12 protein-coding genes are annotated in these 12943 nt (G+C 67.2%); 8 read left to right on the top strand and 4 right to left on the bottom strand.

Going from position 1 to position 12943, the window contains the following annotated elements; genetic code table 11:
- Positions 1-3 precede the first annotated feature (3 nt).
- Both U1H99_RS07310 and htpG read right to left on the bottom strand, forming a co-directional pair.
- Positions 4-1953 (bottom strand): hybrid sensor histidine kinase/response regulator, encoded by a 1950-nt coding sequence (locus U1H99_RS07310; protein ID WP_323141051.1) that lies wholly within the window; start codon positions 1951-1953, stop codon positions 4-6.
- Positions 1954-2282: 329 nt separating this feature from the next.
- Positions 2283-4202 carry a molecular chaperone HtpG gene (gene htpG, locus U1H99_RS07305; protein ID WP_323141050.1) on the bottom strand — a complete coding sequence of 640 codons (1920 nt, stop codon included), beginning with the start codon at positions 4200-4202 and terminating at the stop codon, positions 2283-2285.
- Between the two features lie 267 nt (positions 4203-4469).
- Between htpG and U1H99_RS07300 the strand changes: the two genes are divergently transcribed.
- From U1H99_RS07300 to U1H99_RS07285, 4 genes are read left to right on the top strand one after another with little or no spacing between them, the layout of a single operon-like run.
- Entirely contained in the window at positions 4470-4958 is a 489-nt protein-coding gene (locus U1H99_RS07300; RefSeq protein ID WP_323141049.1) for a VOC family protein, read from the top strand.
- Complete coding sequence (locus tag U1H99_RS07295) at positions 4955-5389, top strand: YciI family protein (protein WP_323141048.1); 435 nt, start codon at positions 4955-4957, stop codon at positions 5387-5389. Before U1H99_RS07300 ends, U1H99_RS07295 begins: the two co-directional genes overlap by 4 nt.
- Positions 5390-5399: 10 nt before the next feature.
- Positions 5400-6194 (top strand): YciI family protein, encoded by a 795-nt coding sequence (locus U1H99_RS07290; RefSeq protein WP_323141047.1) that lies wholly within the window; start codon positions 5400-5402, stop codon positions 6192-6194.
- Positions 6191-7471 carry an RNA polymerase sigma factor gene (locus U1H99_RS07285; RefSeq protein ID WP_323141046.1) on the top strand — a complete coding sequence of 427 codons (1281 nt, stop codon included), beginning with the start codon at positions 6191-6193 and terminating at the stop codon, positions 7469-7471. Before U1H99_RS07290 ends, U1H99_RS07285 begins: the two co-directional genes overlap by 4 nt.
- Before the next feature lie 5 nt (positions 7472-7476).
- On the opposite strand, the gene U1H99_RS07280 is transcribed toward U1H99_RS07285, so the two are convergent.
- A complete protein-coding gene (locus tag U1H99_RS07280) occupies positions 7477-8265 on the bottom strand; it encodes a hypothetical protein (protein ID WP_323141045.1) in 789 nt (262 codons plus the stop codon).
- 192 nt (positions 8266-8457) lie between these two features.
- Between U1H99_RS07280 and U1H99_RS07275 the strand changes: the two genes are divergently transcribed.
- The gene (locus U1H99_RS07275) at positions 8458-8961 is read left to right on the top strand and encodes a GAF domain-containing protein (RefSeq protein ID WP_323141044.1); all 504 of its coding nucleotides are present in this window, start codon (positions 8458-8460) and stop codon (positions 8959-8961) included.
- A complete protein-coding gene (locus tag U1H99_RS07270) occupies positions 8954-9382 on the top strand; it encodes a DNA-binding transcriptional response regulator (protein ID WP_323141043.1) in 429 nt (142 codons plus the stop codon). The genes U1H99_RS07275 and U1H99_RS07270 overlap by 8 nt, the downstream gene beginning before the upstream one ends.
- Here the strand turns inward: U1H99_RS07270 and U1H99_RS07265 are convergent.
- Entirely contained in the window at positions 9379-10821 is a 1443-nt protein-coding gene (locus U1H99_RS07265; RefSeq protein ID WP_323141042.1) for an aminotransferase-like domain-containing protein, read from the bottom strand. The two genes, U1H99_RS07270 and U1H99_RS07265, sit on opposite strands and share 4 nt — an antisense overlap.
- Positions 10822-10942: 121 nt before the next feature.
- Between U1H99_RS07265 and U1H99_RS07260 the strand changes: the two genes are divergently transcribed.
- On the top strand, positions 10943-11866 hold the full coding sequence (locus U1H99_RS07260; RefSeq protein WP_323141041.1) for a DMT family transporter: 924 nt from the start codon (positions 10943-10945) through the stop codon (positions 11864-11866).
- Positions 11867-11909: 43 nt separating this feature from the next.
- On the top strand, positions 11910-12887 hold the full coding sequence (locus U1H99_RS07255; RefSeq protein WP_323141040.1) for a threonine dehydratase: 978 nt from the start codon (positions 11910-11912) through the stop codon (positions 12885-12887).
- Positions 12888-12943 lie beyond the last annotated feature (56 nt).

Genomic DNA, 12943 nt, shown 5'->3' with positions numbered 1-12943 from the left:
TTATTATAACGATCCATTTACCCTCTGAATCGTCATCAGGTCGCGGATGCGCATCGCCAGCGTCTCCACCGCGAACGGCTTGGTGAGTATCTGCATGCCCGGCTGCAGGCGCCCATTGCCGATCAGGCTGTTCTCGGCATAGCCGGTAATGAACAACACCTGCAGGCCGGGCCGGCGCACCAGCGCGGCATCGGCCATCTGGCGCCCGTTCATCCCGCCGGGCAGGCCGACGTCGGTGATCAGGAGGTCGATGCGCGCCTCCGACTGCAGTATCTTGAGGCCGGCCGCGCTGTCGGTCGCCTCGATCGCGGCATAGCCGAGGTCCGCCAGCACCTCGGTCACCAGCATGCGCACCGAGGGTTCGTCGTCGACGATCAGCACGGTCTCGCCCTGTCCCGCGCGCGCCACCTCGGCCGCGCGCTGCGCCACGTCCTCGCTTTCGACGTCGCCGTAGTAGCGCGGCAGGTACAAACAGACCGTGGTGCCGTCGCCCACCTCCGAATAGATGCGCACATGGCCGCCGGACTGGCGCGCGAAACCGTGGATCATCGACAGCCCGAGCCCGGTGCCCTCGCCCAGCGGCTTGGTGGTGAAGAAGGGTTCGAAGGCGCGCGCCACCACCTCGGGCGTCATGCCGGTGCCGGTGTCGGTCACGCACACCGACAGGTACTGGCCTTCCGGGATGTCGTGGGTGCTCGACGCCGCGTAATCGAGCCATTTGTTGGCGGTCTCGATGGTGATGCGGCCGCCGTCCGGCATGGCGTCGCGCGCATTGATGCACAGGTTCAGCAGCGCGTTCTCGAGCTGGCCCGGGTCGATCAGGGACGGCCACAGCCCGACCGCGCCCACCACTTCCAGCGCGATGTGCGGCCCGATGGTGCGCCGGATCAGCTCTTCCATCCCCGCGATCAGGCCGTTGACGTCGGTCGGCTTGGGGTCGAGCGTCTGGCGCCGTGAAAACGCCAGCAGGCGGTGGGTCAGCGCCGCCGCCCGCCGCGACGCGCCCTGCGCCACCGTCATGTAGCGTTCGAGGTCGTCGATGCGGCCCTGGCGCATGCGGATCTGCATCAGGCCGAGCGCGCCGGTGATTCCGGCCAGCAGGTTGTTGAAGTCGTGCGCCAGGCCGCCGGTGAGCTGGCCCACGGCTTCCATCTTCTGGGCCTGGCGCAGCTGTTCTTCCATGTTGCGCTGGGCGGTGGTCTCGACGCCGACGCCGGTGCGGCGCACCGGCTTGCCCTCGGCATCGAGGTGGGTGCGCCAGCGCGACAGCACCCAGCGCACCGTGCCGTCCGGATGGCGCAGGCGGTATTCCAGCGCCATGTCCCTGCCCGACACCAGGCTGCGCGCGATCTCGGCCTGCAGCGCCGGCCGGTCGTCCGGATGGACGTTGCCCAGGAATTCGGCGGTGGGCACGCCGGCGGCCGCGCGCACCGGATCGAGGCCGTACAGCTTGGCGATGGCGGCGTCGGCGACGTAGCGGCCCTGCACCAGGTCGGCGCGCCAGGCGCCGATGCCGCCCACTGAATTGAAGGCCAGCCGCGAGACTTCCTCGGGATCGCTGACGACTTTTTCGCGCAGGCGCTCGGGCGCCAGGTCGCGCCCGGCCGCATACACGCGGCCCTCGCTGCAGTTGCCGGTCCAGGCGATCCAGCGGTAGGACCCGTCCTTGTGGCGGAAGCGGTATTCGAAAGGCACGTGCAGGGGCTGTTCGAAGATGCCGGCGAAGGCGTCGACGGTGGCATCCAGGTCGTCGGGATGGGTGTAGGCGAGGAAGGTGGTGCCGATGATCTCGTGCGCTTCATAGCCGAGCAGCTCGGTCCACATCGGGTTGACGGTCTCGATCGTCCCATCCGGGAGCGCGACCACCAGCAGTTCGCGCGCCAGCAGCCATAACCGGTCCTGGGCACGGGTCCAGGCGGCCGTGGGCTGCGCGCTGCGTTTATCGTTGTCCATGTGCGTCTGAAGCAAGAATTTCGTGAGTGCCTCATCTAAACGCAGCTGGGCCGTGTGGTCTGTTCGCTAACACTCACGGGCAGCTGGACAGTCATCCAGCATGCATGAAGTTTGATGCGGATGAAAAAAACGGCCGGGCATTGCTGCACCGGCCGTTTGATTTGCAACGCACCTGGACCTAGCCCCGCGCCCCGTCCCCGTCGTTCCCGCGCAGGCGGGAACCCAAGTTCGTCGCGGGCCACGGGTAGTTGCTGGCGGAGACTCAGCTAAACTTGGATCCCCGCCTGCGCGGGGATGACGTGTCGGTATGCAGACTCGTACCTTACTATTTACTTCGCCCCACCCAGCAGCATCTCGTTCAGACGCTTCACGAACGCCGCCGGATCAAGCAGGCTGCCGCCTTCGGCCAGCATGGCCTGGTCGAACAGGATGTGCGCCCAGTCGGCAAAGCGCGGGCTGGCCGCGTCTTCGTACTTCAGGCGCGTCACCAGCGGGTGGTTCGGGTTGATCTCGAGGATAGGCTTGCTGTCCGGCGCGTTCTGGCCGGCCGCCTTCAGCATGCGCACCAGGTTGGCCGACAGTTCGTGCTCGTCCGCCACCAGGCAGGCCGGCGAATCCGTCAGGCGGAAGGTCACGCGCACGTCCTTGGCCTTGTCCGCCAGCGCACCCTTCATCTTCTCGACCAGGTCCTTGTACTGGGTCTCGGTCTCTTCATGTTCCTTCTTCTCGGCTTCGTCTTCGAGCTTGCCGAGGTCGAGGCCGCCCTTGGCCACCGACACCAGTTCCTTGCCCTCGAATTCGGTCAGGAAGGACAGCATCCACTCGTCGACGCGGTCGGTCAGCAGCAGCACTTCGACGCCCTTCTTGCGGAAGATCTCGAGGTGCGGGCTGTTCTTGGCCGCGATATAGCTGTCGGCGGTGACGTAATAGATCTTGTCCTGGCCTTCCTTCATGCGCGCCACGTAATCGGCGAAGGAAACGGTCTGCTCATCCGAATCGACGTGGGTCGAGGCGAAGCGCAGCAGCTTGGCGATGCGGTCCTTGTTGGTGGCGTCCTCGCCGATGCCTTCCTTCAGCACCTGGCCGAACTCCTTCCAGAAGGTGACGTACTTGTCCTTGCCTTCCTGCTCGTCGCTGTTGGCCATTTCTTCCAGCATGCCCAGCACGCGCTTGGTCGAGCCTTCGCGGATCACGCGCACGTCGCGCGACTCCTGCAGGATCTCGCGCGAGACGTTCAGCGGCAGGTCGGCGGAGTCGATCACGCCCTTCACGAAGCGCAGGTAGATCGGCATCAGCTGCTCGGCGTCGTCCATGATGAACACGCGCTTGACGTACAGCTTGATGCCACCTCGCTTGTTGCGGTCCCACAGGTCGAACGGCGCGGCGCTCGGCACGTACAGCAGCTGGGTGTACTCGCTGCGGCCTTCCACGCGGTTGTGGGTGTAGGCCAGCGGCGGCTGGAAGTCGTGCGAGACGTGTTTATAGAACTCTTCGTACTGTTCCTTCGTGATGTCCGACTTCGAGCGCGCCCACAGCGCCGACGCCTGGTTCACGGTCTCGAATTCATCCTTGACGACGGTCTCCTTCTTTTCCTCGTCCCACTCTTCCTTCTGCATCACGATCGGCAGCGAGATGTGGTCGGAGTACTTGCGGATGATCGACTTCAGCTTCCACGACGACAGCAGCTCGTCCTCGCCTTCGCGCAGGTGCAGGATGATGTCGGTGCCGCGGCTGGCCTTGTCGATCGGTTCGAGCGTGTAGTCGCCCTCGCCGGCCGATTCCCAGCGCACCGCTTCCGACGCCGGCGCACCAGCGCGGCGGGTCTCGACGGTGACGCGGTCGGCCACGATGAAGGCCGAGTAGAAGCCGACGCCGAACTGGCCGATCAGGGCCGCGTCGGCCTGCTGGTCGCCCGACAGCTTGCTGAAGAATTCCTTGGTGCCGGACTTGGCGATCGTGCCCAGGTGCGAGATGACTTCGTCGCGGCTCATGCCGATGCCGTTGTCCGAGATGGTGACGGTCCTGGCATCCTTGTCGAACGCCACCTTGATCTTCAGTTCGTGGTCGTTACCGTACAGCGCATCGTTGTTGATGGCCTCGAAGCGCATCTTGTCGGCCGCGTCGGACGCGTTCGAGATCAGTTCGCGCAGGAAGATTTCCTTGTTCGAGTACAGGGAATGGATCATCAACTGCAGCAGCTGCTTGACTTCTGCTTGGAATCCAAGGGTTTCTTTTTCGGCAACAGCCATCTTGTGTCCTCGTTTAGTGCGTTGGTTGAACAGACCGGGCCAATATTGGGATAACGAAAATTATTTCAAGGGTCTTTTTGATAAGCAATATTGCATGGCTGTCGTATGCCATATACATAATCTTTTGATATTTTTCTCGACTTCATGACGCAGTCGACATACCGTATCGGCGCAGTGGATTTTTTTTCGTGCCCGGTGTCGAAACCTGCAAGCGCCATTCGTCGTAGTGATAGCAGCACCCACAAAACCAGACCAGGGAGATCTATCATGAGTGAAGCAGTCCGTCCCATCCCCGAAGGCTTCCGCACCGTCACGCCCCATCTCGTGTGCGGCGACGCCGCGGCGGCCATCGCGTTCTACCAGCAGGCCTTCGGCGCCACCGAAATCGGCCGCATGAACATGCCCAACGGCAAGATCGGACATGCCGAACTCCGCATCGGCGATTCCCGCCTTATGCTGGCCGACGCCTTTCCCGAATACGGCAGCAACGACCCACTGGTACTGAAGGGGTCGCCGGTCGTGATCCATCTGTACGTCGAGGACGCCGACGCCGCCTGGGCGCGTGCCACCGCCGCCGGCGCCACGCCGATCATGCCGCTGTCCGACGCCTTCTGGGGCGACCGCTACGGCCAGGTCCAGGACCCGTTCGGCCATCGCTGGTCGATCGCCACCCACCAGCGCGAGGTCCCCGTGGAAGACATGCAGGCAGCGCTGAAAGAGATGGCGGCATCGGCATGCGGAGGGAACGCACAATGAAATTCATGGTCATCGTCAAGGCCAGTGTGGCCTCCGAAGCCGGCGTCATGCCGAGCACCCAACTGCTCACCGACATGGGCAAGTTCAACGACGAGCTGGTCAAGGCCGGCGTGCTGCTGTCCGCAGAGGGCCTGCACCCCAGCAGCCGGGGCGCGCGCATCGGCTTCAAGGGCGACCAGCGCAGCGTGATCGACGGTCCCTTCGCCGAGAGCAAGGAGCTGATCGCCGGCTACTGGCTGATCGAGGTCAGCTCCAAGGAAGAAGCGATCGAGTGGATGAAGCGCGCCCCGAACCCGCACGACGGCGTCGACAGCGAGATCGAAATCCGCCAGGTCTTCAGCGAAGCCGACTTCGGCGAGGCGTTCACGCCCGAGCTGCGCGCGCAGGAGCAAGAGCAAATGCGCACCATGCGCGAACAACACGCGCGCTAAGGGGCCGGCCATGCAGTTCATGATCATCCGCAAGGCCGATGCCGCCACCGAAGCCCTCCTGCCGCCGGCACCGGGGCTGATCGAAGACATGGAACATTTTCACCAGCAGTTCGCCGACGAGGGCCGGCTCGGGCTGGCGCTGGGGCTGCGTCCGAGCGGGCACGCCGTGCGCCTGAAGATGGGGCCAAGCGGCGAGCGCATCACCGACGGTCCGTTTGCCGAGACCAAGGAGCTGGTGGCCGGCTTCACCATCATCGAGGCGGATTCGAAGGAAGCCGCCATCGAGCGCCTGCGCCGGTGGCCGGCGGCCGACGCCGACGCCACCGGCCAGGTCACGCTGGAGCTGCGCGAGACCGGCTGCCCGGGCGGCTGCGCCGAAGTCGCGTCCAGCCTGGCCGGCAACGACGACAGCGCCGGCCGCTACGTGATCCTGCTGCGTTCCAACGCCGGCTCCGAACGCGACGCCGTGTCAGCGCAGGAAAAGCTCGATGCGCTGGACGCCTTCAACATGGCCGAGGCGGCGGCCGGCGTGCTGCTGGCCGGCGACGGCCTGATGTCGAGCGCGCGTGGGGCGCGGGTCACGCTGTCCGGTAGCGGCGGCAAGGTGGACGTCAACGTGATCGACGGCCCGTTTGCCGAAGCCAAGGAGCTGATCGCCGGGTTCTGGATGATCCGCGCCGGCTCCCTCGACGAAGCGATCGCGTGGGCGCGCAAGCTGCCCTACCCCACCCGCCTCGATGCCGGGACGGAGGTCGAGGTCGAGATCCGCGAAGTGCTGACGATGGATGAACTGGTCGGCGCATGAGCGAAGCCGCTGCGGGCCATAGCGTCGGCCGCACCGTCGAAGCGGTCTGGCGCATGGAGTCGGCGCACATCGTCGGGGCATTGACCCGCATGCTGCGCGACGTCGGCCTGGCCGAGGAGCTGGCCCAGGACGCCATGCTGCAGGCGCTGGAATCCTGGCCGGCGGACGGCTTGCCGGACCGCCCCGGCGCCTGGCTGATGCAGGTGGCCAAGCACCGCGCACTCGATCATCTGCGCCACCAGTCCATGCGCGCCGGCAAGGAAGGCGAGCTATCCTGGGAATTCGACGAACAACTACGCGCCGGCCAGCGCCAGCCCGACGAGCTGGCGGAACTGGCGCAGGAAGCGCGCGGCGGCATCGCCGACGATGTCCTGCGCCTGATCTTCGTCGCCTGCCACCCGGTGCTCTCCAGCGAGGCGCGCGCCGCGCTCACGCTGAAACTGGTCGGCGGCCTGTCCACGCTCGAGATCGCACGCGCCTTCCTGGTGCCCGAAGCCACGGTCGCCCAGCGTATCGTGCGTGCCAAGCGCACGCTGGGGGCGGCACAGGTGCCGTTCGAGGTGCCGTCCGGCCTTGAGCGCAAGCCACGCCTGGCGTCGGTGCTGCAGGTGATCTATTTGATCTACAACGAAGGCTATGCCGCCAGTGCCGGCGCCGACTGGCTGCGTCCCGCCCTGTGCCGCGAGGCACTGCGCCTGGGCCGCGTGCTGGCCGAGCTGATGTCCGAGGAGGGCGAAGTCCACGGCCTGGTGGCGCTGATGGAAATCCAGTCCTCGCGCGAGCGGGCGCGCACCGGGCCGGATGGCGCGCCGATCCTGCTGCTGGAACAGGACCGCACGCGCTGGGACAGGCTGCTGATCCGGCGCGGCCTCGACGCCCTCGAGCGCGCGGCCGGCTGCGGCAGCCTGGGACCGTACGCGCTGCAAGCCGCCATCGCCGCCTGCCATGCGCGCGCCCTGAGTCCGCAAGCGACCGACTGGGTGCGCATCGCCGCGCTGTACGATGCGCTGGCCCAGCTGCTGCCCTCGCCGGTGGTGGAACTCAACCGCGCGGTGGCGGTCGGGATGGCGTACGGACCGGCCGAAGGGCTGGCGCTGGCCGATACGCTGCTGGCCGAGCCGATGCTGCGCAACTACCACCTGCTGCCCAGCGTACGCGGGGATTTGCTGGCCAAGCTGGGGCGGCATGAGGAAGCGCGGGCCGAGTTCCGGCGCGCGGCGGGGATGACGCGCAATGAACGGGAACGGGCGCTGCTGCTGGCGCGGGCGGTTCGCTAGCCTGTCTATCCGGCCTCATCGCATTCGCGCGCGACGTGGTCCACCCAGTACAGCGCCGGCACTTCGCCGCGGACGACCACTTTCAGGCAGCTTCCTTGTTCCCGCCTGAAGAACATCGCGCAGACCGGGCGGTCGCTCGCACAGTCGTGCAGCTCCGGATACCATTCCTGCAGCAGCCGGTTCCACTCCATGGTCGCCTTTCGATAATCCGGTTGCCATCCGGCCGCGACGATCTTCGTCCTTGCCGCTCGATATTCGGTGCCCGGCAACGATTCGGCCAGGTCCGCCTTGTGCACGGCCTCGTCGATCCGGAACCGCCGCACCGCGCCGGTCCGGCGCGCCTTATTCACGGCAAAGACTTCCACGTCGAGCTTGAGCGGGGTCTGGGCCGAGGGATGACCGTCGATCCAGGCAAAGAAAAAGCGCGCGGTCCGGCCATCGATCGTTCCGGTAACAGGTCCGCGAGGAAAGATCCGGTCCGGTTGCTTGCCGCCCACCACACGGAAGTAAAAACCGATGTCCTTGAGCTTGTAGACGCTGAATTCTGGCCAGTGCAGTTCCAGCACGAGCGAACCGGCATCGTCGCAGGACGATCCGGGCGATGCCGTGCCACGCCGGAGGCGAATGGCACCGACCCGTGGCGCCGGCAGCGGCGCGATCCTGTCACCGTCCAGTTTGGCCTGGAATGAAGCGACGGCAGGTTTGAATGGCTTGTATCCAGGCGCGAATAAACAGGCATGCGAGAGCAAAGGCCAGGTCAACAGTGCGGATAGGAGGAATTTTTCCAGGTGCATCTGACATGTTCTCTTGAAGATACCCACCGGTGCGCTCGACGGACAGTGGAACACCTAATGTAACACCGGCCCACCCTACGAAAATACGCGCATTGTCATCCGGCACCCGCAAACACCGCTGGGTAATGTACCCACTGAATCTGCTATATTTATTGCACATTCACTGTCCGCCGGGCCATCCGGCCCGCATCGATGCAAGCTGCGCCCATTCCCGACAACGAAGCGGAACGACTGGCCGCCCTGCACGCGCTGCTGATCCTCGATACGCCGCCGGAACAACGCTTCGACAAGATCGTCCAGTTCGCCGCCACCGAGTTCGACGTCCCGATCGCGATGATCTCGCTGGTCGACGCCGACCGCCTGTGGCTCAAGGCGCGCACAGGCGTCGAGATATGCGAGACCGGGCGCGACACCTCGATGTGCGCGCACGCGATCCTGCGACCCGACATCATGGTCGTGCCGAATACGCTGGAAGACCCGCGCTTCGCCGACAATCCGCTGGTCACGGGCGCGATGAACGTGCGTTTCTACGCAGGCGCGCCGCTGGCGATGGCGTCCGGCCTGCGCCTGGGTACGCTGTGCCTGATCGACCACCAGCCGCGCACTCTCGATGCCTTCGACCTCGGCATCCTCGGCACCCTGCGCGACTTGGCAGTGATGGAACTGAGCGGCAGCGGCGCGGGTAACTATGGCTGAAAACTGCCACATCCTGCTGGTGGAACCGGAAGCGCTGCTGCGCCGCACGGTGGCGATGACGGCGCGCAGCCTCGGGATCAGCCAGGTGCACGAGGCGGTTGGCGCCGACGTGGCGCTGCGTATGGCCCGCCAGCGGACCTTCCACGGCGCCGTCATCGCGGTCGAGTGCAAGGGCATCGGCGCCGGGCGCCGCTACGACCTTGGCCTGATCGACCAGCTGCGCGCTGCCGAAACGCCGGGCGGGCAAGGAATGCCGATCGCGATCATGGCCGACCAGGCTACACCCGACCTGCTGGCCGAGCTACGCGAACGCCGCATCAGCCGCGTGATCCTGAAACCCTTCCGTGCCAAGGTGCTGCTGGAAACCATCGCCAACTTCGGCGGTGCTGCAGGAATGGGCACAGGCCCGGCCAGGTCCTAACGCGCCTGTTCCAGGAAAGTCCACAGCGCCTCGTCCTCCATCGACGCGATGTTTACCCGCATCATGGTGGTCGGCAGCTGGCGCGGCGAGAACAGGCTGCCCGGCGCCAGCAGCAGGCCCTGCTCCATCGCCTGCGCCGCCAGCACGTTGGTGTCGCGGCCGGCATCGAGCCAGGCGAACATGCCGGCCGCCGGCGCCGGCGCCATCCGCAGTCCCAGCCCTTCGAGGCGGCGCAGCACGCCGGGCCGTACCGCGTCCAGGCGCGCGCGGATGCGCTCCAGGTGCTTGCGGTACAGGCCCTCCGACAGGATCTTGTAGACCACGCGCTCGCCGATGTCGCTGGTGGTCAGCGTGGACAGCATCTTGCGGTCGGCCAGGCGCTCCGCATAGTCCGGCGAGGTGGCGATGAAGCCGACGCGCAGGTTGGGCGACAGCGATTTGGAAAAGCCGCCAATGTAGATCACGCGGCGCAATTGGTCGAGCGCGGCCAGGCGCGTCACCGGCTGCACCGCGGGGCCGGGATGCAGGTCGCAGTAGATGTCGTCCTCGACCACGATCATGTCGTGCTGCTCGGCGATGCGCAGCAGCTGGAAGGCCTTGGCCGCCGACAGCGTGGTCGAGGTCGGGTTGTGCAGCACCGAATTGATGATGTACAGACGCGGCTTGTGCGCGGCTGCGAGCAGCGCCAGGCGTTCCAGGTCGGGACCGTCGGCCAGGCGCGGGATGCCCACCACCTGCAGGCCCATCGCCGCGAACGATCCGAACATCAGGAACCAGGCCGGGTCGTCGACGAACACGGTGTCGCCGGGGCGGCAGAATTCGCGCGCCACCAAGTCCAGCGCCTGGGTTGCGCCGAGCGTGGTGACGATCTGTTCCGGCGGCGCTTCGATGTCGAGTGCGGCCAGCTTGCGCTGCAGCTGCTGGCGCAGCGGCGCGTAGCCCTGCGGCGTGCCGTAGGTGAGCAGCAGGCTGCTGTGCTGGCGGCTGACTGCGCGCAGCGCGCCCGCGATGCCGGGACCGTCCAGCCAGTCGGCCGGCATGACGCCCGACCCGCTCGACGGCTGCCCGGGCGACTGGCGGAACATGTTACGGATCAGCCAGACCACGTCCAGCGTACGCGTCTCGGGCACGGCCGCGGCGTCCTGCGCCGCCTTCAGACCGATATGCAGGCTGGCATTCAGCACCGAACGCTCGCGCACGAAGAAGCCAGCGCCGCGGCGCGATTCCAGGTAGCCCTGGGCCACCAGCTTGTCGTAGCCGGCCACCACCGTGAACGGCGACACCCCGCAGCTGGCGGCGAAACTGCGGATCGAGGGCATGCGCGCGCCGGCGCGCAACTGCCTGTCGTCGATGCGGGCGGCGATCGAGCGCACGATCTGGTCGGGCAGCGCTTCGCCCGATTCGCGCGACAGCAGATGCAGCGTGGGTGTGTTGGTCATTTCGCCATAACAGTGCAATATTTATCGGGTGAAGTGTATCGGGACTGTATCGACAGCCAGGTCTAGCATACCCCTGGTCATCCCCTGCTGCAATCACCTCACCATCAACCTCGGAGCCGCCATGCGCCACCCTGCCTTGTCCACTCTCGTACCCTCCCTGCGGATGAGCGACGACAGCCGCGGCCTGCTGCTCGGGCTGGCCGGCGTCGCCATCTTCAGCCTGACCTTGCCGTTCACGCGGATGGCGGTGGCCGCCTTCGACCCGCTGTTCCTGACGCTCGGCCGCGCGCTCGGTGCCGCGCTGCTGGCCGCCTGCTGGCTGCGCCGGGCCCGGGCGCCGCTGCCGGCCCGTGCCGACCTGCCGAGCCTGGCCATCGTGGCGGGCGGCTGCGTGATCGGCTTTCCGCTGCTGACCTCGATCGCGCTGCGTTCGCTGCCGGCGTCGCACGGTGCGGTGCTGGTCGGCGTCCTGCCGCTGTGCACGGCGCTGTACGCGGCGCTGCGCGGCCACGAACGGCCGTCGCGCGGGTTCTGGCTGCTGGCCGCAGCGGGGGCCGCGCTGGTCGTCGGCTTCGCGCTGGCCCAGGGCGGCGGCAGCCTGCTCCTGGACGACCTGCTGATGTTCGGCGCGGTCGCGTCGGCGGCGGCCGGCTATGCCGAAGGCGGGCGCCTGGCGCGCCGCATCGGCGGCCCGGAAACGATCGGCTGGGCGCTGCTGCTGGCCGCGCCGCCGATCGCCCTGGCCCTGGCGCTGACGCTCGATGCCGGCCAGGCGGCGCGCCTGGCGGCGGCCGGCGCGGGTGCCTGGCTGGCCTTCGGCTACGTCACGGTATTTTCGATGTTCGTCGGCTTCATCTTCTGGTACCGCGGCCTGGCGCTGGGCGGTGTCGCCCGTGTCGGCCAGGTGCAGCTGCTGCAGCCTTTCCTGTCGCTGGCCGGCGCCGCCCTCCTGCTGGGCGAGCCGCTTACCCTGGCCAACTGCGCGTTTGCGCTGGCCGTGATCGCCGTGGTGGCGCTGGGACGCCGCATGCAAGTAAAGCGCTGATGCCCGATTCACCGGATTCGTCGACCCACTGGAGACCTGTTACATGCAATTGCCCACCCTCGCCGACATCGACGCCGCCGCGCGCGTGGTGTATGCGGCCATGCCGCCCACGCCCCAGTACAGCTGGCCGCTGCTGAACGAAGCACTCGGCATCGAAGCCTGGATCAAGCACGAGAACCATGCGCCGACCGGCGCCTTCAAGGTGCGCGGCGGCCTGGTCTACCTGGATGCCTTGCTGCGGCGCCAGCCGGATGTGCAGGGCGTGATTGCCGCCACCCGCGGCAACCATGGCCAATCGGTGGCGCTGGCCGCGCGCCGCCATGGCGTCGCGGCGACGATCGTGGTCCCGCACGGGAACAGCCGCGAAAAGAATGCGGCGATGCGCGCCTTCGGCGCCCGCCTGATCGAACACGGCGCCGATTACCAGGCCAGCCGCGAATACGCCCATGCGCTGGCCAGGGAAGAAGGCTTGCACATGGTCCCCTCCTACCATCTGGACCTGGTGGCGGGCGTGGCCACCGGCTGGCTCGAGCTGCTGCGCGCCCAGCCCGAGCTGGACACGCTGCTGGTGCCGATCGGCCAGGGGTCCGGCTTCTGCGCGGCGGTGGCGGCGCGCAACGCGCTCGGCCGCGACCTGCGCCTGATCGGGGTGGTGTCGGCGCATGCGCCAGGCTACCGGCTGTCGTTCCAGGCCGGGCAGGCGGTGGCGGCGCCGGCGACCACGGTGCTGGCCGACGGCCTGGCGTGCAGCACCCCGGATCCGCTGTCGCTGCCGGTCGTGCTGGCCCATGCCGACGACGTGATCGCCGTCAGCGACGACGAGGTGGCCGCGGCAATGCGCCTGTACTACCGCTGCACGCACAACCTGGCCGAGGGCGCCGGGGCGGGGGCGCTGGCCGGGGCGCTGCAGCTGCGCGCGGCGGGCCGGCTGGACGGCGCCCGCCTCGGCCTGCCGCTCAGCGGCGGCAACATCGACGCCGCGCTGTTCGCGCCGGTGCTGGCAGCGGCGACGGATCGTTAAAATCGCATGGCTGGGCCGGCTTTCAAGTCGTACAATACCGGCTCTTTTTCAAGCAA

The organism is Massilia phyllosphaerae (assembly GCF_034659755.1).
In the GTDB taxonomy this organism is placed as follows: domain Bacteria; phylum Pseudomonadota; class Gammaproteobacteria; order Burkholderiales; family Burkholderiaceae_D; genus Telluria; species Telluria phyllosphaerae.
Note: the sequence above shows the minus strand (reverse complement) of the source record. Positions and strands in the feature narration are given on the sequence as shown.